The sequence below is a fragment of the Vibrio sp. 2033 genome, assembly GCF_033339735.1.
On sequence record NZ_JAWOVC010000017.1, the window covers coordinates 19,133 to 39,768 of the forward strand.

A 20,636-nucleotide genomic window follows, 5' to 3' on the forward strand; every position below is an offset into this window, starting at 1 on the left:
GGTCACCGTGTATACCGAGTTTAATGAAGAGATGGCGGATAGAATCGACGAGGCGCTAGCTACCGCTCTTACCCCATTAGCTCAAGCTTTTTCTGGCACGTTAATAGACAGTGAAAAAGACGCAATTCGAGCTAACGATCCTCGAAGTAGAATTAACAATGACGAAGGCAACCCTTTAGGAAACTGTGGAACATTCGGCTTTTGCGCTAATGGTTCTGTACATTGCTACACATGTAACAAATTTCAACCTTGGTTAAATGCTCCTCATGAAAAAATGCTGAAAAGCGTCGTTTTGAAACGAGATCGAAAGCTTGATATGGGAGCCAGTGAGTTTGTTTTGCAAGGACATAACCGCAGTATCAATGCTATTAAGGCGGTCATTCTAAAGTGCAACGCAAGAAAGCAAGAGTTAGAAAATGAAGGAGCCTTAAATGTCTAATGTTTTGCTGTTTACTCCTAAGCATAAAATTGATTTTCAAAAGAATTATGATGATTTTATCGCTTTTGCAAAAAATGATCTGAGTCTGTTTGAAGACATTCAGTTCAAAACCCCTGAAGGCATTATTCAGAATGGCTGGGAATGTGATAAGTGGTCGTGGAAGACGGAAAAAGGAAAAAAGCTGACGATTGTTTTTGGGGCAAGTCAGAATCATTCAAAATATACACCTTTCCAGCCTCCTTTTTCTGACTTTGCGAAAGCATATGTTCGCTACCAGCAATCGCTTAACAAGAAAGATTCAACTACTTGGGCTTCATCACTTGTATTCCTCTATCAAGCATTAGAAGAGCACGCTGCTCACAATGATAAATCTTCAGTTGATATAATGAACATCAACAATAATGTGATTGATCGCGTAGAGCAGAAGATACGGAGCAGTGATTTAGGTGCTGGCGGCAAACGCAATATCGGCCTTTCGTTCGAAAAGGTATTGAAATTCATCAAAGAAAAACGATTTAAACTAGATCTACAAGATTGGTCGAACCCGTTTCCTCGTCAATCTGACGCGAGCATAAAACTAGACGAAAAAAGTCGCAAGGAAATAGAAGATAAATGTCCGTCAGATTATCAGATGTTGCAGGTAGCAGACGCTTTTCATAAAGCTAAGACACCACGCCAGAAGTATTTTAGTAGTGTTTGCGTTATGTTGATGTGCCAGCCCAGCAGAAATATAGAATTGAATGGTTTGACTGTCAATTCATTACAGCGAAGTGATAAAGGTCGTTGGTACTTGATGTGGCATCCTGCCAAAGGGGGGGGGGGGGGCCGTTCGAAAGTGGGTGCCAGCTTTGCTAGAAGACGTTGTTAAACAAGCATTTGAAAGACTTGTTGAGATTTCTGCTCCAGCCAGGTCTGCTGCAAAATTTGCGTACGACAATCCTGATCTGTTCATGTTGGCTAGTGACTCAGAAAGCTCCCAAGACAAGCCTTTGACATATAATCAGTTCGCGAAAGCAATGGGATTTAAAACAGGTAAATCAGGAAGAGGAGTCAACATTACTTGGACTACATATGGAAGCAACGTCAAATGGTTAAATCGTTTAATTAGTGACTTGAATAATGTGAACAACTGGAAAAAGGATTTGTGTCAAGGATACACCATTCTCCCAAACAATGAGGTCGTCAATAAGCGCACAGGTAAGTCAGCAGGAATCGTCATTCGATTTCCTAGTTACAGGGATCTCCGTTCTATTATTGATGAACAATATAAGACGCTGGATTTCCCTAATTATGGCGATATGAAAGTATGGGATTGCATCACATTAGTCAGAGATTATGAATTTCACAAGGAATTCGCGGCTAAGCCCTTCTCATGGGTTCATCTTGGGCATGGCTCTCTGAGTGATGCTATCGGCTCTGACAGAGGCTTAGAATCAATTTTTGATGAGCTGGGTATCACAGATGAAGATGGGACACCTCTCAAGCTAAATAGTCACCAATTTCGTCACTGGTTAAACACGAAATTAAAGTTAGCAGGTGAAGCTGATTGGCTTATCGCCAAATGGTCAGGGCGAGCTGATATCAAGCAAAACAAAGCTTACGACGGACGAACTGAAAAGCAAAAGTCACGTCTAACTCAGCGTATTGGGCATGTTACGATTGGATCTGGTGTCATGACTGTTGCTCAAGCTAACCAGTTGTTAGAACCTTACACTGCCGAAGCGCCGCCACCGCCAATGGTTTTACATGACCTTGGACTTCCCATCTCACTAAAAGCTCTTGGGGTTGATAGGGATGGTGTTGCTCAGTTCACAGGATTAGGCTTCTGTGTTCACCAACTATGCCGAAAGTCCATGTGTTAAAAATGGTGACTGTGAGGTCTGTAATGAACATGTTTGCCTTAAAGGTATACCTCACTCTCTTGATGAGTTAAAAACTCTTGAAGCGCTATATGAAGAGCAATTGAGGCATGCGAAAGCCGCCGCAGAGGATCAGGTTTTTGGATCGGATAGATGGGTTACAGCTCTGGGCTTTCGCTTGTCTAAGATAAAAACACTCATTTTTCTTCTTGAAGATCCAAAAAAAGCGGATGGCGCACACGTTAGAATACCTGATGAGCTATCACCATCTCCTGTGAAGCGCTCACTGAACATAAATGAACAAAGCGCTATCCAAGGGTTTGATCTTATGGCTTTGGCACTATCTGATATGAGGGAGGCATAATGGCTTTTGTTCCAGATAACAAAGAAACGATACTGGCTATCATCGATGGGTGGACTGGTAAACTTAGTTATGAGCTTTTAGCTGAGAAATTACAGTTAGAACTTGGCCTAAAAAAGCCGCCATCACGTTTCACATTCACCAAGTATGATGAAATTAAGCATGCTTTTGATTTGAAGAAAGAGCAGCTAAGGCAAAAGAAATCAGCAGCTATCCAAGATGCCAAGTCGTTGTTCGAAAGTACTGACAAATTAAGTGATCTTATCTCTAATCTAGGGAATGATGACGTAGCGATTGCTGAATTAATCAAGCAAGTAGAAAAACTTGAAAAAGAGAATAAAAGGCTCAGTTCAGAAAATAAAAGGCTTAATTCTCAAAACGATATATTGCTTGAAAGATTTGCGAGATGGCAATACAACCTTCAGAAGATGGATGGCGTCGATCTCAATAAGTTAGCTTCTACAATTGATGATGGTTTACCTGCCAAGTCAAAATAGATGATATTCTACGGTAAATAATCCTAAGCTAGGCAATTATCTTGGAAAGAAGCCCCCCCATCCTTAAAATGCCACAAAACAATTAAATTGATTATGCTTGGGGGGGACTCTTAAGCTATCAAGCTGCTTTTATTGACACAGCAGAAGACAAAGTTGAAACAACACTAGACATTACATGCCACATCATTACAGGTGGAACCGCATTTCCGATGGCTTTATATGCCCTTGTGTTCGATACATTAAACTTAAAGTTTTCTGGAAAAGACTGGATACGAGCAGCCTCTAATGGTGTAAATCTTCTATATCGGCCATTTATACACAATACAGGATCAACACTATTTAAACTTGCTTTAGATAGGTGCGCACTAATAGTATTGCAATACCCAGTAGGATCTTGAACTCTACCTTTATTCATCGTCTCTCTTTTCTTTAGCATTCCGTCTATAGCTTTTTGTGAAAAGAAAAACTTACTATCAACTTCATCTTCATTTTCTAAGACATCCTGGAGTGTAATATCGGATTTGATAGCTGTTGGGAAGCTAAAACTCTTAGCCAACTCAGGGTTTAGGAAACCAACGATGAAAACCCTTTCTCTTTTCTGAGGAACCCCAAAATGAGACGAGTTTAGTATGGTGTACTTACAAGTGTAACCAGCCTCTTCAAATGATTGTATTACCAGAGGAAATGCTTGCTTTTTATTTGCAGAGAGTAGCCCTTTAACATTTTCAGCAATGAAAACCTTGGGTTTATGCTTCTTTAATATATCGACCATTTCAAAAAAAAGCTTTCCATTATCATTCTTATAACCCAAGCGAGGAGGGTTTTGAGCAACAACGGAAAATGATTGGCATGGAAATCCTCCAATCAATACGTCATGCTTAGGTACAAAAGGTTTTAGATCTCTAATGTCACCGAGCATAGATATATGATCAAAGTTATCGTTATAAATTTCAACTGCATATGGGTCAATGTCAGATGAAAAAACGATTTCAGAGTTATTGCTATCGTAGTACTTTCCTTGATAGCTGAATCCACCAATAGCTCCCAAGTCCATCCCACCACAGCCACTAAAAACTGAGCAAATTTTTAGCTTATTCATGCCAATATCTCTACTTCTTCCATTATCGTTGGTTTAAATATTAACTCTACTCCCTTTGGGGCGGAAAGTTTCACTAGATCTTCTTGGAATAGCTTTACAGGGTTATTCATGACCAGCAACTTTCTGCTTTCATCCGTGATAATAAGTCGGTATATGTAGTAATTTTCTTTATGAGTATATGCAGCATTCCACTCATTTTTCGTGAGGGATATTCTGCTTTGGGTTATCGGATGATTACTTAAAGTTGTTTTAACTTCTATAAATATTTGGTTATCCATTTCATCCATAGATTTAACATCATAACCAGCCCCCAAATGTGTTGGGATGAACTGAACTAAGTGCTGATTATGTTCAAGTCCAAGCATCTTTAGTTTATTCTTTTCATGAGCTATAACCAGATATTCACCCATATCTCCAATATCTTTAGTAGTCATTTTAGTTGTTTGACCACTATCTAAACTCAGTACGAACTCATCTTTTTCTGATTTCGTTCGGATAAACTTATCCAAGCTAGTCGCACTGGTAGAGAAATCTAAATCATTTACATAATCAAACCAAGCTTCTTTAACATCATGCAGTTCACTTACATCAAATTCTCTACCATAAAACTCAGAGAAGCGGTCAAACGTCCCAGATTGAGTGTAAGCATACGTAAGAAACTCACTTTCAATATTGTTTAGGAAGTACTTGGAAGATTTTTTTACAAGTAAGTTACCTAACTGCATATAGTCGAGAAAGTCTAGAGCTGTACGAGTTTGGTCTCCTTTGCTTTCATAAGTAAAACCTCGAATAAATTTGTGGCTTCTGTACACAACATTATGTTTTCGATTTTCTACAATGATATTTTTGGCATCACTTACTGATAGAGAACCAGAAGTAAACCTGAGATCGTCAAAAACGACGTAGGTCAACTCATCTTTAGTGATAAAACCCTGACCGTTATCGTGACCTTCAAGAAGTGTAAGTAGATCTTTAATAAACTTAAGTGGTGCGAAATTTACATTATGATCTATTAAATCCTTATTTACATGTGGCTTCAGCATGCCATTAGGGAATTGAATTTTCATTGAGAAATTCTTAAAAAATTCAATTAAATCTTCTGTTTCAGCTAGCCTTTTTGAAATTGCACTTGCATAAAGCCCTAAACCGTGTCTGTACTGCATTAGACCAAAAATGGCGCTAATCTCTGTACGCCAATTATCTAGAGTTTTGACGGTGGCATGACTATTACCTGGGAATTCAGCAATAATTTTGTTTAAAGATTCTTTATCAATAGACCCGTTGAATGCACTAATCTCTTTAGACATGTAAAATAGAACGTTCTCTAGGTTGTTCTTAAATCGAGGGCGCACCATATGTAAAGGAAACAAATGCTCCTCTGGTGTTTTATATAAACTTTCACCTGTCATATAATCAATTCCTTTGTCTCTACTGAACTTATCGATTCCTTGTCTACAGTTTGCCTTAATATCTTCTCTGCTATTGCTTTCCCCATTAATGGAGGAACTGCATTTCCAACTTGACGATACTGCTCTGTTTTATTTCCCAAAAATATAAATGAATCAGGAAAAGATTGAAAACGAGCATTTTCTCTAACTGTTGGAACTCGATTATGTTTATAGTGAAAATGGTGTCGATGACCAGTGTCGATAGTACTTGCTGGCTTTTTACTATGATATCGAGTCCAAGCAACATTAAATTTGCGTGTAGAAACAAAGTCTTCTGGTAAATTCTTGTAATTCCCACCTTCAGGAACTAGGGCGATAGTTGACTTAACTTTATCTTGGTGCTTTGTAATAAGATGATTATGGAGTCTCTTAGGAGCATATTTTCTCATTTCAACTTGATAAGCACTTTGTGGTTCAGTTGCATATGAAAATGACTCTGGCATGTCGTCATCATCTAAAGCATGAAGATCTGAAACTGCCTGCTCACAATTAATAAAGGCTTGTTCTTCAGAAATTATTTTTTCTGGGAAATAACTAGCACCAGTGCAATCAAGTGAACCAATAAAAATAGCTCTCTTACGAATTTGCGGTACTCCATAGTGAGCACTATTTAGCACTTCGTACTCAACGCTGTAGCCTAATTCACTAAACTCTTTGATGATCTGGTCTTTTATTTTTCCTTTAAATAGACTTATAATTCCCGGCACATTTTCTAGAACAAAGAACTTTGGTTTTAAATCTCTAACCAAACGAACATAAGACAAAAAAAGCTTATTTCTGGGATCTTCAAATTTACGAGGGCCTGATAATGATAATCCTTGACATGGAGGCCCTCCGATTATCACATCAACAGTTTGATTGCTGATGACTTGTTTGATATCGTTAGCCGAGATTTCTTGGATGTCCCCATGAATAACCTCAGAGTTCTTATGGTTGGCTTTAAAGGTTTCTAATGCTGATTTATCATGATCAATGCCAAGAAGAACATTATATCCAGCTTGCTCAAAACCAAGGGATAGCCCCCCACAGCCACAGAACAAGTCAATTACATTCATATCCACTCCAAAGCCTGTTTTTTTGTACAGTAAAAATCACAATAATCATCAGATTATCCATGTCTTACAACTTATTTTAAAGTCCAGAATTCATTTTTTTATAAGTTGCTGTTTCACAAGGCTGTTTGTGGCAAGGATACTAGGATATACGGTGAAACACACTAGAACGATGTGATCTTGCTTTGTACTTGCTCATGAATCTACCAAACATTTTTTCTTTACTCAGGTTATTGCTAATACCAGTGATGATAGCCTTCTTCTATTTGCCAATAGAGCATGCGGCGGCAATAACAAGTAGCATTTTCTTTATTGCAGCCTTAACAGATTTACTTGATGGTTATCTAGCGAGAAGGCTGCAACAATCATCCACTTTTGGGGCATTCATTGACCTTGTAGCTGATAAAGTTTTAGTAGCTATAGCAATTATATTGATAACCGAGAGCTACAACTCAATATTCATAACTTTACCTGCCATCATAATGATTGCAAGAGAGATTATCATTTCTGCTTTGCGTGAGTGGATGGCTGAAGTGGGCAGAATAAGTTCAGTCGCTGTCTCATCAGTTGGAAAATTCAAAACGACATTTCAAATGCTGTCGATATGGCTGTATTTACTTCAGCCCGAAGGTGTTTTTCTTTACATAGCCCATTTCGTACTCCTTGTTGCAACAATTCTTACAATTTGGTCTATGTGTTTATACTTATACCAAGCACAACATGATCTACTTAAGGATATTATTTAACTTTTTTAGGCTGTGTCCCACTATTTAGCTACTAACACCCTAAGCACTGTTGGGTGTGTTAGGTGGGTAAAGTGCAAAAATCGAGTGCTAACTTTTTCAGTGATGGGGTTTGCTAGTGCTCTACATATGTTGTGAATAATTCAATACAGATCAAGGCAAAAGCTCCTTAGCATCACAGCCTAAGGCATCCGCAATCTCATACAACTTCTCAATCGTGATATTGACTTCACCGCGCTCAATGCGTCCAACATAACTTCTATCTATCTCTGCGAACAACGCGAGTTTATCTTGAGTTAACCCTTTAGATTTCCTCATTTTTGCAATGCGTTTGCCCACAAGTTCTGCAAGGTTCTTGTTCATGTTTTTTATTTATGAAATTAATTTGCTGAACAATCACACACTTGCGGCATATAGATCCACGGATTATAATCCTCAAAATCAACAGTAAAGGTCACTTTTTGAACACATGAAGGTAAAGATCAGAAAAGAGTTATTTCTCGCTATTTATCACAATGAACATTTCTCTGCTAACGACCTAAAATCCATTTCATTAGACAGTGAGGAAAATGAATACTTATCAGATGAATACGTCGAAAAAAAATTGAAGGAGATGTCTCTTATCGGTGCAGTCCTCTCATGCGGCTTCGATAAACGCGGCGATGAGAAGTTTTCCAAAGGTTTTATGTTCAACCATACCGATTGGGAGGTTGTTGATTACGACAATTACAGTGAGGACTCCAACTATCTTTCTCTCAAAAAAGAAAGTCTCTTGACGATTTTGCAAGATAAACAGTCAGAGCTGTCAGAGTCCAATTCTCTTCATCAAAGGGCATGGAAGCATTTCAATCGGTTGTGTGCGCAATACTCCGAGCTGAGGCCATGCATAGAACAATACATCTCAGAACATGACAATCGTAGATTGGATATCAAAGCTGAAATGCTGGCAGTAGAAAATGCAATTAACCTCTACAAAAACACAGCCCAACTAGAAGAAAGTGGGAGCTAATTTGTACAATCCTATACTTTACGCACATGCCACAAATAACAACATGCTCGTGGGGCAGTTTGTTCAACGGTCGAAGAACAACTTGTCATTTTCATATTCTGAACAATGGTTAGCATATCATTCATCCTTTCCGATCTCGTTGAGCCTACCGTTAAGAACGGGAGAAAATTCATCATTTAATGTATTGAATTTCATGAATAATCTTCTTCCTGATTTAATGGAAGAACGATTAAGCCTTGCTCACTCAATGGGAATACAATCCAATGATGCATTCACTTTACTCTCCAAACTTGGTCATGATTGTACTGGCGGTATTTCGTTCACGGGTAGTGAGAACCTGCCAGATATAGGGTGGGAATATCGAGAGCTATCAATAAGTGACTTAAATGAACTCGTTACTCTGCGTAAATCATTTCTCCCATGTTTTGGTGAATACAGGCCATGTGTATCTGGTACACAAAGAAAAACCACGCTGATGAAAACAAATGGAAAGTGGTATGTCCCACAGGGAACCGCGTTCAGTAGTCACATAGTTAAGTATCCGATGGATGTTATTACCCAAAGTAACTCCGTGCTAGATATGAGTAGCAGCATTGAGAATGAATTCATATGTGCTCAAATAGCGAAGGAACTTGGTTTTAAAGTCCCCGATATGGACATAATAACCGTAGAATCAGGAGCTAAAGCCCTTGCAGTAAAACGGTTCGACCGATGTTTTGGTGATGGAGTTGTGACTCGTAGACACCAAGAAGATTTCTGCCAGATTTTGGGTGTACCTGAACATCAAAAATATCAATCGGAGAACAACCTAAGTGTCTCCAAAATTGTTGATGTTTTAAGTCTCTCTGCGCAAAGCAAGGCGAACAATCATGATTTTTTTAAATTCATGATTTTACAGTGCCTTCTTGGTGCCACTGACGGTCATCTCAAGAATTTTTCCGTGCATATTGATCCTGTCGGATACTATAAACTTGCACCGTTCTACGATTTGCTATCAGCTTACCCTGCTGTCAGCGCTACAGGGTTAAATAAGCGCAAGCTAAAACTAGCAATGGGACTGCAAGCATCACGAGGATACAAATACCATATCAGCAAGATTTGCTTACGGCATATAGAGCAGACAGCGAGTCAGTTCGGTATCAGTAATGCTGAATGCCATGAAATCGTCTATACCTTTCTCGCTCAATTTAGTAGCGCACTGAGTTCTATAGACAAAAGATTCCCTGGACAGGAGTTTGCGTTGGTAAAGGATGCAATATTTCAACATGCCACTGAAATCGTTGAAAAGTTAAACAGAACAATTAAGTAAACATCTGGGGTAACAATGGTTGCCCGTGTTGTAAGCATACTCGTTAGCAGTGAGGGGAAATATGGCTGAAACCACGACCAATGGAAGTAACACGACTCTCGACTTGAAGCAGTCTTTCGCGCTGTTAAGTGTCGATAAAAGCGGTATCGTAACGATGAAATTTGGAGATGAAGTAACGTTTTTTATGAATGACAAATGTTCAGCAATCACGGCCGATTTATTAAAAGTGATTGCGTCAATAAAAAATGGGAGTATCCAGCAATGAAGTGCGAAAAAGAAAAGATCAGTGGACTAACAGAAACTTCGTGTGAGAACCACTTCTGTTGATTGCTCCTTCCCAAGAAATGAAAAAAGAATTAGATGCGACTATTAGGAGTGAGGATGGTATGGAAGCAAAAATCGGCATTCTATCAGAAGAGCTTGCTCGTAAGAGTATGATTCGTATTGCAGAAGGAAAAGTGACGTCTGAAGAACCTTATCCTCAATTTTTGTTTGAGTCACTGGCTGCGCTTTCACAACTGTTGTCTAACGAAAATGTTGAACTGTTGAATTTGATTGCTCGCGAGAAGCCAAACAGTCTTGATGAACTTGCTGAAATGAGTGGGCGCAGTATCAAGGATGTTACTGATGCTTTCGAAGCTCTTTCATCTAAGGGCTTTGCTTGCCTGGATGTGAGGGGAATGGAATCTCGACCAATAGCGTTGTTTACGAAGTTCGAGATCGTCATGGGCAACAATTTTACCCTTTGAAAAGTGCTTCAAGTACCGTGTAGTTCTTTCCGTTTTTTTGATGTAAATAAAACGAAGGTTTGTGTTACATCTCCTTTCTCATCATATTTTAATGAATAACCTTCCATTTTCCGTAACAAAACTCGTAAACTAAACTATGTAACATAAACGTATGCGAATGTTTCATGATAATTGGATATGCGAGAGTAAGCACTACAGATCAAAACTGTGATTATCAGATTGATGAACTAACCAAATCTGGCTGTGAAAAAATCTTTATAGAAAAGGCTTCAGCTAAGACCAAAGATCGCCCTGAACTTACTAGATTACTAGACTCCCTTCGCCAGGATGACATAGTTGTAGTTTATAAACTCGATAGGCTTGGACGCAGTCTTAAAGATCTTATTACTTTGCTTGAGATGTTTAAGAGCAACGGAGTTCTGTTTAAATCATTGTCCGAAAACATTGATACAACAACATCTACAGGGAAGCTAGTGTTTAACGTGATTGGAGCTATAGCTGAGTTTGAGCGAGATATTATCGTGGAAAGAACCAAGGCTGGACTTAAAGCTGCAAGAGCGCGAGGCAGAAAAGGTGGCAGGAAGCAAAAACTCACAGATAAGCAAATTAAGCTCGCGAAATCGATGCTACAAGATCCCTCAGTACAAAAATCTGATGTGGCTAAGCACTTCAATATTTCTAGGCCAACGCTCAACAGATATCTAGATGCGGCACCAGATTTGGAACAAGAGAGTCTGTTTAAATAGCGTCTTTAATTTGAAATATCGGGATTTGGGAATTGGTGCAAATAGAATCTAGTAGAAGACCAGTTGAGCAAAGAGAAAGGACAAAGAAATAGAAATCTCTTCATTGCGTGGGTTGATGAAATGAAGGCCAAGAACCCTCCGAATTGGCTGGATTACTGGCATGGTGATACTTTAAGTCCCAAAAAGATAGCAGATGAGCTTGGTTTTGATTCGTCTGCATTCAAAGCATCTAGAAACAAAAAACTCTTCGAACTATTCGATGAGCTTAAGAAAGAGCTTGCAACAGAGGGGGTGTATCAAAAACGGAAAGAGAATCTGCCACTGGAAGAACAGAGCGCTGAAGTCAGGGAAGTGTTCCAGGACAATATGGACGAGGGTATAACAGATAGCATCAAGGTTCGTGACTTAAAGCGGTTCAATGCTCGGTTACAAGCTGAGAATGCAAAACTTACCGCCGAAGTCGCTAGGCTATCTGAATTTAAAGAAGTTCTCATTGAAATGGGGCTTTGGAAATGAGTAACGGTACTTTCTTGGTTCGGATTACCCAGATATATCAATATCATCCTGATAATGTTCAGTTAGGTGCTGTGTTTGTTAACCAAAACGCTGGAGCACACCGAATCGTATTGCTAACTACTCAAAACCAGCTAAATATGAAGCCGCAAGTAGGGCAGCAATGGGAGATATTAAAAGAGAATAACTATAGTGTGCGACAACAGCCAGTTAGTGTGGGTGGTTATGTGGACGTGTGGCGCTTCATGCAACCCAAACTTAAGTGTGTGATGCCTGACAATGGTATTGGTTTCGTTAACTTTTTAAGCTCTGAGAAAGAGTTTGTCGGTATTGGCAGGGTGAAAGCACAATTACTCTGGGCTGAATTCCGTAGTGACATTTTCACCATGCTCGAATGCGAAAAAGATGAACCATATAAACATGATAAATCAATAAGTAACTTTCAAGCGATCAAGGATGTTTTGAGGAGTGATGGGACGGTAAATGCGCTTTATCAAGGTTTTAGAAAATATGCCAATCTCAAGTATGCGAGCCAGTTAGTTGAGAGGGAGGTAGAAGAACCTATTCAACGTCAACTTTTTAGATTGTCAGGTAAGGATGCAATTGGATTTTTGAAAACGAATCCGTACCGCTTGTTCTCTTTGGGTATGAGATTTAGCAAGGTTGATGAGATCCACAAAAGCACTTCAAAGTTGAACCAAGTGATGAAATAAGGCTTGCAGCTATAATTGAACAATCTTTGCGTCTATGGAGTGACAAAGGGCATACGGTTGCACTTTGGCGTGATATAGAACATACGATTCGCACCTACTTAAATAACGACAAGTTACTTATTGAAAGGGCTAAACAGTTAACAGGTGACATCATCGGTTTTGTAAAACACGATGACAAATACTACGCATCAGGCAACTATATTTTTGAAAAAACAATAGCCAAACGATTCAGCAAACTCAGCAAGATGGGAAGCCTTTGGCGAAGTGAATTAGAGGTTGCGTTCGCTACTTCTATCCCTGAAGGTTGGAAACTTGAGGAAGCTCAAGCAAGAGCTGTAAGGACAGCATTAGTCAGCCATATTTTTGCTCTCACTGGAGGTGCTGGAACAGGTAAAACGACAACCACGAAGCTTATCGTTGATGCCTATCAAAAATTAGGTTTTAGTATTTATCCAGTAGCGCTTTCAGGAAAAGCAGCTAGACGCCTTCAGCAGTCTATTGGCATTAATTGTATGACGATAGCGCGATTATTACGTAAAGATAGTATTCCAGATAACAGTGCTTTACTGATTGACGAAGCGTCGATGCTAGATGCCTACACTATGTGGCGTTTGGTTACTTTGTTCTCCGACAAGTCAAGGATCGTACTCGTGGGAGATCCTAATCAGTTACCTCCGATCAATGCAGGGTTAATTTTGCATGATGTTATTAAGAGTGGGGTAATCAATCATGTCGAACTAGATGTGGTTAAGCGACAAGGCGCTATTAGTTCTATTCCTGCTTATTCGAATGACATACGCAATGGCAATAAGCCATCTTCTTTAACGACGTCTGATATTACGTTCCATGAATCAAGTGATGACCTGCTTCAGGACGCTGTGTCGGTGTATTTGCAATACGACAGGGCGATGATTGTAGCATCGACGAATGCCACCGTAAGAAATGCTAACCTCAAGTTACAAGCAGAGGTGAACCCTAATGGTCGGTTACTTGATCTAACAAATATGCCGATCACTAAAGGAAACTATGAGTTCAGAGAAGGCGACCCAATAGTTATAACCCTGACAAACTATAAATACGATGTTCAAAATGGCACTTTGGGCGTGATAACAAACGCTGAAGCAACCGAAGAGTATGCTTGTGTCATTGAGCTAGAGGATATTGGCGAGGATGGAAGCAAAAGGTCTTTAAAGGTCGATTGGCAGCTATTCGAATACATAGAGCTGGCTTACGCACTAACGCTACATAAGTTGCAAGGCTCGCAAGCTGAGAATGTAATCGTGCTGCTGGAGCGAAGCTTGTTGCTTGATCGAAGTTAGCTTTATACAGCCATAACACGAGCCGAAAGTAAGGTACATATCCTTGGTAAGGAGTATGACTTTCAGTATGGGATAAACAAGCGCAGTGCTTTGGATACACGCAAAACAGCTTTGTCAGAAATGTTGAAAAATGCTTAAATCGAGCTGAGTTAAGTAAAAAACGCGGATACTTTTACACATTCAGCTCGTGAAAGGTTGATTTTTCAATCGGGGTCATTGCTGCTATGTTTATGATTAATATGAAGATTTTAATTTTACTGACCCTGTTTTGGTTTTTTTGTCTTAGTTAACCGTTTTAGATTACGTATAAATTAAAATCGTAAAGAAAAGCGGCAAATTTACAGCGAAAGCTACTATAACCCAGCAGAAGTGCTGGTTTTTTTTTATTTTTACACTTTTAAATTCTGCTTATGCTTGAATCGAAAAGGCCGCGAATATCGCGGCCTTTTTTATTGTCGCAATCTAATGATTTCACAGGCTTCTCTTGGCAAGGTTAGGCGTAACAATAAAACTTATCAATGAGTGTGATTTTCTTTATGCTCCAGCCTCTCACTATCAGACTAATCCGATTGTTTGATGAACTCTTATCAAGTATAAATATTTCAATAAGGTATATGATGAATAAAAAAGGAATTTGGTATTCATGAGGTATACCCCAACTCTTAAGTTAAGCACACGGCTGGTGGCCTTTGTCACCATGATCGTTATCTGCGCCATGTTTATCTTGTTTGTCGGTGGCACCCTCTCTTTTAAACGTCTTGGGCAGGAATATCTCACCCATTATTTAGAAGGGATCGTAGAGGTGGTCGACAAGGAGATGGAAGATCCTGACGCCGCTTATTCTATGCAGCGCTGGATGCCGAAAATGCTGCAGGCTTCCAATATTGTCGAAATGACGTTGTCGACCAACAACGCCGTTGTTTATCGCTTCAAAGATACTTCTCATCAAATGGAAGCGTCAGTCTTGTTTGAGGCAGAGTATCAGCTGACTCACAATCAAGATTACACGATTCACTTTAAAGCAATTCCCCCTTACTTAGGTTACAGCTACTCAATGCAGGCGCTTTGGTCGATCACGCTTGCCGTTATATTGATCATCTTCTGCTTAATGCGCGGCGTGGCATGGCTTAAGGAGCAATTAGAAGGCTCCGAAATGCTCGAAGAGCGAGGCAGAATGATCCTGGCTGGTAGGGTGGAGCAGTATGCCAAAGGTGACAAAAAAGAATGGCCTTACACCGCCAGTGAAGCGCTCGATGTATTAATCGAAGAGTTACAAGATGCGCGTCAAGAGCGAAGCCGATTTGATACCTTTATTCGAACTCAAACCTTCCTTGATAAGCTAACCGGTACCGCTAACCGAGTGTTATTTGATAGCAAGTTGGAATCGGCGTTACTAGAAAGCGGGGCTCGCGGCGCCGTGTTGCTAGTTCGTATTCAAGACTGGAAACTGGTTGAAGAAGAGCAAGATAAGCAAATTACGGATGAGTTTATTGTTGAAGTTGGGAGTTTATTGTCCAATTTAGTTCAACGATACCCAGATGTTGTATTTTCCCGTTATTACGATGCTGATTTTGCGCTTTTTCTACCGCACCAAAGTGCGAAAGATGTGGCTAACCTTGCCTCGCAATGCATTCGCCAGTTAGAAAAGTTAATGCCGCCAGAGCCACTTGATCCAGACAACTGGTGCCATATTGGCATCACCACTTATAAAGAAGGTGAGCGACACAGCCAAATCATTGATGAAGCCGAGACTGCTTTGCGTAGTGCGCAACTACAAAATAACAATAATTGGAGTCGCTTCAAAAAATGGAACCACGATGAAGAAGCTCGCGGAAGTGTGAGATGGAGAACGTTATTTGACACAGCACTTACACCAGAAAGTGTGATACTCTACGCACAATCTGTGCATCCAATAAGTGACGCGACGCATAAAAAATCATTATATGAAGAGTTAACATGTCGGATTCGCGATCCTGAGAATGGGATTGTTAAAGCGTCTCGGTTCATTTCTGCGATCAGACAGGTCGGTTATGAAGCGCAAATGGATAAGTCAGTTATTAATAAATTCTTAAGAGAGTTTAAGGATAATTTTGATAACTCAAGATCGTATGCGCTCAATTTGAATGTAACGCCATTTTCTAACCGAGAGTACTTTAAATGGTTTCGTGATGAACTCTTACAGTTGTCACGTGAGCAGAGAAAGTGTCTCAGTTTTGAGTTTGTTGAAGCACAATTTGTAAGACACTTAGACTTTATGCGACCAGTCGCTAAAATGCTGGCCGGTTTGGGGTGCTACTTAATGGTTGGGCAGGCTGGGCGTACCATCGTCAGCACTCACTATTTAAAAGAAGTGGACATTCGTTACCTAAAACTTCATCGCAGTTTAGTAGCAAAAATCGACCAACGACATGAAAACCAGCTATTTGTCCGCAGTATGCTAGGTGCGGCGGCAAACAGTAAAACTAAAATTATAGCAGTGGGAATTGAGAATCAGAACGAGCTCAACACATTAATTGAGCTCGGGGTTTATGGTGGGCAAGGGCGTTACTTTTCTGCGGAGCAGCAGTTTCTTCCTCGTCCCCAAGCGTTGCCGAATTCTCAATCAGAATCCCAAGTTAAATTGGGAAGACGAAATCGCTGGCGGAAAAAATAAAGATAATAATCATGGATTTCAAAGCACTATTCGACAAGCTTAAGCGATCATCTAGTGGTGGTCGCTCCTGCTTTTTGGTTATTCAGCCAGACGCCGTTTATTTATCATCTTCAATCAAAAGTAGTCGTCCATACCAATTTGATATTTCTGAGTCCAATTGGGAAAAAGCCGTTGAGCAAGCATTGAGCGTTGCAGCGAGTGCGTATGATTCATTAACGGTTGTTCTTTCTCATAACTATTACCAGATGTACCAAATCGACAAACCGGTCATGCCGCGTCAAGAATGGCCAGCCGCATTACCGTTTTTGTTGAAAGAACTGATCTCTGAGCGTGCTATCGACATTATTGCCGATGCGGTCGAGTTACCGAATTCAACCAAAGTGCAAGCATACGTCTTATCGCGAAAAATATTGGATAAGATTGTGTTACTGGCCAGTCGAGCCCAGTTACCATTAGAAGCCATTCTTCCTGAAGACGATATTTGGGGAGAGACTGCTGGTGAACTAGGAAACTTCCTATTATTACAACGCAGTGTGCGTGGTCATTTCCGTATAAGCGCTTTTGTCGAAAATACTATTGCGTTCCACCGCTCTATTCGCAGTGTGACGCCACCGTTAACGGGGGTTCCGTCTAGCGATTTACAGATGGACAGTCTGTCGTTAGAACTGCAACGTTCGATTGACTATCTTTCATCTCAGTTACGCCACGTGCAATTACATCAATTGAAAGTGTGCTGTGATGAAGAGGATGAGAGCGAGCTTGTTCAGGCTCTGAACTACCGTTTAAGTACTAAGGTTTCACCGTTATTACCACCAGAACATGAGCTATCAGGACATGTTTTGGCTGACACTGCGGCTACTTCAAATACTCGACGCGTCAACTTATATCCCGATTACTTAAAACCGAAAAAAGAGCTCCTGACGCTAAAAAATATCGCGTTATCTTGGGGCGTTGCGGCGGCTGCAATTCTATTTTCTTACGGTTATGTCACTTGGCAGAGCAGCGGTTTGGAAGATGAGATTGCTATTGTAAAAAGTAAAGGCGATATCATGAAGTCAGAGCTTGAACGTTATCAAGTCAAGCTACGTAAACATCAACCTGACAATAATAAGCTGGCAGCTAAAGCCCGCTTAGAGCGTGAAGTCAAGGCGAAGCGAGACTCGCTTAAAGCTGTCGGGAAATACGATGACTCGCAACGCACGGGTTACTCTGGCGTGATGCAATCATTAGCGAAGCTAGGAAACCAAGAAATTTCTTTGTCCGAAATTCGAATCAATACCCATACCTTAGACCTGAAGGGACTAGCGAAAAAACCGAGCTCAGTGCCAAATTGGGTCAGCCAATTTAAAAATGAAATTAACTTGGTTGGCCGAACGTTTGACGACGTCAAAATAGGTCGAAATGATAAGGATATTGTGACGTTTGAACTAAAAACGCGCGAGGATAAAGAGAAATGAACGAATTCTGGCTCTCATTAGAAGGGCGCTTTGGCGAAATGAGTACGCGTGAAAAAGTGCTCACTGCATTGTGCGGTTTAGTTGTCGTGATCATGTTGCTCTTTACGCTGGTATTGGAGCCAAAGCTTAACGAGATCATCAGTAATGAGAGGCAACTAAGTAATTTAAAGCAAGCCAATCAAAAGATTGAAATCGATACGCTACGTATTCAGGCGCAACTTAAGAAAGATCCAAATGCTGAGATTGATCGCGCGATATCTAATCTGTTAGCTGAGAGTCAGCATCTTTCGATGCAATTAGCGGAGATCATCGAGCATCTTATTACACCTTCGCAAATGGCTGAGCTGCTTGAAAATGTGTTGGAGCAGCAAAGTGGCATTCACCTTTTGTCTCTGCAAACCTTGCCATCTGAGCCAATAACGGAAGATAAAGAAGCATCGCAATACTCTGGTTACTACGTGCATCCTGTTCGTATGGAACTGACTGGTGACTATTTTTCTATTGCTAATTATCTGAATAAATTGGAGAGCCTTCCTGCGAGTTATTACTGGCGCAGCTTTAGTTATAAAGTCGAAGAGTACCCGAAAGCGAAGCTTGTGTTAGAAGTCTACACACTAGGATCTAGAGAGGAGTTTATTGGTGGTTAACAAACTCATCATCTCATTGCTTGTTATGGCAGCGGTAGGAACCGCTTGGGCAAACCAGGATCCAACGGCCCCACTTGGTTGGGAAAAGCCAGCGGTTGAAACGTCAGCGAAACCAAAAGTTAAACGGTATCGACTGCCTAAGCTCAACAGTATTGTGTGTAAGCCAAGTACTGATTGTATCGCGATTATGGATAACAAACTTGTCGAAAAAGGCGAGCTATTTAAGGGTTATCGCGTCGCGAGCATTAATAGTGAATTTGTAACTTTAAAGCGTGGTAACCGTCAGTGGGACCTAGAGCTTTTTGATTTAAACGTAAAACAATAATAACCAGAGCCCGATCAGATATGCGCAAATTAGTTGTAGGAATAACGATTGCTTCTTTAATGGGATGTTCAATGGGTCATCGGAATCCAGTGGAAGTTAAAGAAGCGCTCAATGAATCGATCAATCAAGCGAACAGCCGCACATTGGAAGAAATCCCTTCTTCTGTTGAGGCAGACTTGATGCCAAATTTAGACTCGAACGTTGCATCAGAGCAAGGCACCTCGAAGCGTTTTCGTATTCAGGCGAATGCGGTCGATGCAAGAAGCTTTTTCGCCTCATTAGTGAAAGGCACTGAGTACAGCGTGGCGATTCACCCATCGGTACAAGGTAATATCACCGTCAACTTGTCAGATGTGACATTGGATGAAGTTCTGAATGTCGTACAGAATATGTATGGCTATGACGTGGTGAAGTCTGGCAAAGTTATTCAAATCTACCCAGCAGGTATGCGTACGGTGACCATTCCAGTCGATTACCTGCAGTTCAAGCGTTCTGGTCGCTCATTAACCAGCATTGTTACGGGCTCTGTAACCTCGGCTGGTACGTCTAATTCTGGTGGTAGCTCAGACAGTTCTGACTCGTCAGACTCTAACAATGGAAACAACAACGATAGCTCGACCACATCTACGGGTGGTACACGCATCGAAACCATCACTGAAAGTGACTTCTGGCCGATGCTGCAGCAAGCTGTTGCGAATCTAATTGGTTCAGGCAAAGGGCAAAGTGTGGTTGTAACGCCACAAGCGGGAGTTATTACGGTTCGAGCATTTCCAGATGATATTCGCGAAGTACGCGAGTTCTTAGGTGTATCGCAGGAGCGCATGCAGCGCCAGGTCATTCTTGAAGCTAAAATCCTAGAAGTGACGTTGAATGATGGCTACCAACAAGGCATCAACTGGTCAAACTTATCGGCGTCAATTGGTAACTCGGGTAGTATCGTAGTCAACCGCCCTGCGTCGACATTACCACCATTGGATGCGATTGGCACGCTATTGGGCGGTCAAACTAACGTGACTATTTCGGATGGTAACTTCAATGCTGTATTGAGCTTCATGTCTACGCAAGGTGACTTGAACGTCCTTTCTAGCCCTCGTATTACCGCTGCCAACAACCAAAAATCTGTCATCAAAGTGGGTACCGATGAGTACTTTGTTACCGAGCTATCGAGCAATGCAGGCAACGGTGAAAACTCAAATGCAGTTCCTGAAGTGGAACTGACGCCATTCTTCTCGGGTATTTCCCTCGATGTGACTCCGCAAATTGATAACAAAGGCAATGTGTTCCTGCATGTTCACCCCGCAGTTATTGAAGTCACGGAAGAAGTGAAGCAATTGAACTTGGGCGGAGATTTCCAAAACATCCAACTGCCATTAGCGAAAAGCTCTATTCGTGAATCAGACTCGGTTATTCGTGCTAAAGATGGCGATGTTGTGGTTATCGGCGGGTTGATGAAACAGCAAAATCGTGAGCTTGTTTCTAAAGTCCCATTTTTGGGCGATGTACCAGCACTGGGGCACTTGTTCCGCAACGTGAATAACGTAACTGAGAAAACAGAATTGGTCATCTTGCTAAAACCGACCGTAGTTGGCGTGAACTCTTGGCAGAAAGAGCTAGAGCGCTCTCGTGATCTGCTGCAAGAGTGGTTCCCAGATGCGCAATAAGCGCTGGGAAAGGTTCTGTTTTTCAATAGGTTTGTGA

At 40.8% G+C, this 20,636-nt stretch carries 23 protein-coding genes; 19 read left to right on the forward strand and 4 right to left on the reverse strand.

The genetic code is table 11. The features are described 5' to 3' along the window. Window positions 1–7 precede the first annotated feature (7 nt). Genes R7P74_RS18870 through R7P74_RS18890 form a run of 5 tightly spaced genes read left to right on the forward strand, consistent with a single transcriptional unit; the run spans window position 8 to window position 3,156 of the window. Window positions 8–439, forward strand: coding sequence for a hypothetical protein (locus R7P74_RS18870; protein ID WP_225474114.1), 432 nt, complete (start codon window positions 8–10; stop codon window positions 437–439). Next, window positions 432–1,307 (forward strand): hypothetical protein, encoded by an 876-nt coding sequence (locus R7P74_RS18875; RefSeq protein WP_318123054.1) that lies wholly within the window; start codon window positions 432–434, stop codon window positions 1,305–1,307. Before R7P74_RS18870 ends, R7P74_RS18875 begins: the two co-directional genes overlap by 8 nt. Beyond that, window positions 1,288–2,301, forward strand: coding sequence for a hypothetical protein (locus tag R7P74_RS18880; RefSeq protein WP_262634458.1), 1,014 nt, complete (start codon window positions 1,288–1,290; stop codon window positions 2,299–2,301). Before R7P74_RS18875 ends, R7P74_RS18880 begins: the two co-directional genes overlap by 20 nt. Beyond that, window positions 2,267–2,662, forward strand: a complete 396-nt coding sequence (locus R7P74_RS18885) for a hypothetical protein (protein WP_225474116.1) — start codon at window positions 2,267–2,269, stop codon at window positions 2,660–2,662. The genes R7P74_RS18880 and R7P74_RS18885 overlap by 35 nt, the downstream gene beginning before the upstream one ends. Continuing rightward, window positions 2,662–3,156, forward strand: a complete 495-nt coding sequence (locus R7P74_RS18890) for a hypothetical protein (protein ID WP_069544308.1) — start codon at window positions 2,662–2,664, stop codon at window positions 3,154–3,156. The genes R7P74_RS18885 and R7P74_RS18890 overlap by 1 nt, the downstream gene beginning before the upstream one ends. A gap of 118 nt (window positions 3,157–3,274) precedes the next feature. On the opposite strand, the gene dcm is transcribed toward R7P74_RS18890, so the two are convergent. From dcm to R7P74_RS18905, 3 genes are read right to left on the reverse strand one after another with little or no spacing between them, the layout of a single operon-like run. Then, on the reverse strand, window positions 3,275–4,255 hold the full coding sequence (gene dcm, locus R7P74_RS18895) for a DNA (cytosine-5-)-methyltransferase (RefSeq protein ID WP_069544309.1): 981 nt from the start codon (window positions 4,253–4,255) through the stop codon (window positions 3,275–3,277). Beyond that, a complete protein-coding gene (locus R7P74_RS18900; protein WP_069544310.1) occupies window positions 4,252–5,664 on the reverse strand; it encodes a protein NO VEIN domain-containing protein in 1,413 nt (470 codons plus the stop codon). Before R7P74_RS18900 ends, dcm begins: the two co-directional genes overlap by 4 nt. Then, on the reverse strand, window positions 5,661–6,758 hold the full coding sequence (locus R7P74_RS18905; protein ID WP_225474117.1) for a DNA cytosine methyltransferase: 1,098 nt from the start codon (window positions 6,756–6,758) through the stop codon (window positions 5,661–5,663). Before R7P74_RS18905 ends, R7P74_RS18900 begins: the two co-directional genes overlap by 4 nt. 188 nt (window positions 6,759–6,946) lie before the next feature. Between R7P74_RS18905 and pgsA the strand changes: the two genes are divergently transcribed. Further along, the gene (gene pgsA, locus R7P74_RS18910) at window positions 6,947–7,501 is read left to right on the forward strand and encodes a CDP-diacylglycerol--glycerol-3-phosphate 3-phosphatidyltransferase (RefSeq protein ID WP_225474134.1); all 555 of its coding nucleotides are present in this window, start codon (window positions 6,947–6,949) and stop codon (window positions 7,499–7,501) included. Between the two features lie 150 nt (window positions 7,502–7,651). On the opposite strand, the gene R7P74_RS18915 is transcribed toward pgsA, so the two are convergent. After that, a complete protein-coding gene (locus R7P74_RS18915) occupies window positions 7,652–7,861 on the reverse strand; it encodes a helix-turn-helix domain-containing protein (RefSeq protein ID WP_069544313.1) in 210 nt (69 codons plus the stop codon). Between the two features lie 106 nt (window positions 7,862–7,967). Between R7P74_RS18915 and R7P74_RS18920 the strand changes: the two genes are divergently transcribed. The 13 genes from R7P74_RS18920 (at window position 7,968) to mshL (ending at window position 20,599) form a co-directional block, all read left to right on the forward strand. After that, the gene (locus tag R7P74_RS18920) at window positions 7,968–8,507 is read left to right on the forward strand and encodes a hypothetical protein (RefSeq protein WP_130200189.1); all 540 of its coding nucleotides are present in this window, start codon (window positions 7,968–7,970) and stop codon (window positions 8,505–8,507) included. A 1-nt stretch (window position 8,508) separates the two neighbouring features. Then, window positions 8,509–9,816, forward strand: coding sequence for a HipA domain-containing protein (locus R7P74_RS18925; protein ID WP_406707380.1), 1,308 nt, complete (start codon window positions 8,509–8,511; stop codon window positions 9,814–9,816). Window positions 9,817–9,877: 61 nt separating this feature from the next. Beyond that, the gene (locus R7P74_RS18930) at window positions 9,878–10,081 is read left to right on the forward strand and encodes a hypothetical protein (protein WP_000852434.1); all 204 of its coding nucleotides are present in this window, start codon (window positions 9,878–9,880) and stop codon (window positions 10,079–10,081) included. A 121-nt stretch (window positions 10,082–10,202) separates the two neighbouring features. Further along, entirely contained in the window at window positions 10,203–10,565 is a 363-nt protein-coding gene (locus R7P74_RS18935) for an HVO_A0114 family putative DNA-binding protein (protein ID WP_225474119.1), read from the forward strand. 164 nt (window positions 10,566–10,729) lie between these two features. Next, window positions 10,730–11,311: a recombinase family protein gene (locus tag R7P74_RS18940; protein WP_225474120.1), complete on the forward strand. Its 582-nt coding sequence runs from the start codon at window positions 10,730–10,732 to the stop codon at window positions 11,309–11,311. Window positions 11,312–11,374: 63 nt separating this feature from the next. After that, window positions 11,375–11,827 carry a hypothetical protein gene (locus R7P74_RS18945; protein WP_042763352.1) on the forward strand — a complete coding sequence of 151 codons (453 nt, stop codon included), beginning with the start codon at window positions 11,375–11,377 and terminating at the stop codon, window positions 11,825–11,827. Further along, window positions 11,824–12,537 carry a hypothetical protein gene (locus R7P74_RS18950; protein ID WP_225474121.1) on the forward strand — a complete coding sequence of 238 codons (714 nt, stop codon included), beginning with the start codon at window positions 11,824–11,826 and terminating at the stop codon, window positions 12,535–12,537. The genes R7P74_RS18945 and R7P74_RS18950 overlap by 4 nt, the downstream gene beginning before the upstream one ends. Window positions 12,538–12,563: 26 nt before the next feature. Beyond that, the gene (locus tag R7P74_RS18955; protein WP_318123070.1) at window positions 12,564–13,856 is read left to right on the forward strand and encodes an ATP-dependent DNA helicase; all 1,293 of its coding nucleotides are present in this window, start codon (window positions 12,564–12,566) and stop codon (window positions 13,854–13,856) included. A gap of 643 nt (window positions 13,857–14,499) precedes the next feature. After that, window positions 14,500–16,509 (forward strand): RNase E specificity factor CsrD, encoded by a 2,010-nt coding sequence (csrD, locus tag R7P74_RS18960; RefSeq protein WP_262634456.1) that lies wholly within the window; start codon window positions 14,500–14,502, stop codon window positions 16,507–16,509. An 11-nt stretch (window positions 16,510–16,520) separates the two neighbouring features. Next, complete coding sequence (locus tag R7P74_RS18965; RefSeq protein ID WP_225474123.1) at window positions 16,521–17,966, forward strand: MSHA biogenesis protein MshI; 1,446 nt, start codon at window positions 16,521–16,523, stop codon at window positions 17,964–17,966. Then, window positions 17,963–18,613, forward strand: coding sequence for a type II secretion system protein GspM (gene gspM / locus R7P74_RS18970; protein WP_005381197.1), 651 nt, complete (start codon window positions 17,963–17,965; stop codon window positions 18,611–18,613). Before R7P74_RS18965 ends, gspM begins: the two co-directional genes overlap by 4 nt. After that, complete coding sequence (locus R7P74_RS18975; RefSeq protein WP_065274907.1) at window positions 18,606–18,938, forward strand: MSHA biogenesis protein MshK; 333 nt, start codon at window positions 18,606–18,608, stop codon at window positions 18,936–18,938. Before gspM ends, R7P74_RS18975 begins: the two co-directional genes overlap by 8 nt. A 20-nt stretch (window positions 18,939–18,958) precedes the next feature. Further along, window positions 18,959–20,599, forward strand: coding sequence for a pilus (MSHA type) biogenesis protein MshL (mshL, locus tag R7P74_RS18980; protein ID WP_005388471.1), 1,641 nt, complete (start codon window positions 18,959–18,961; stop codon window positions 20,597–20,599). Window positions 20,600–20,636 lie beyond the last annotated feature (37 nt).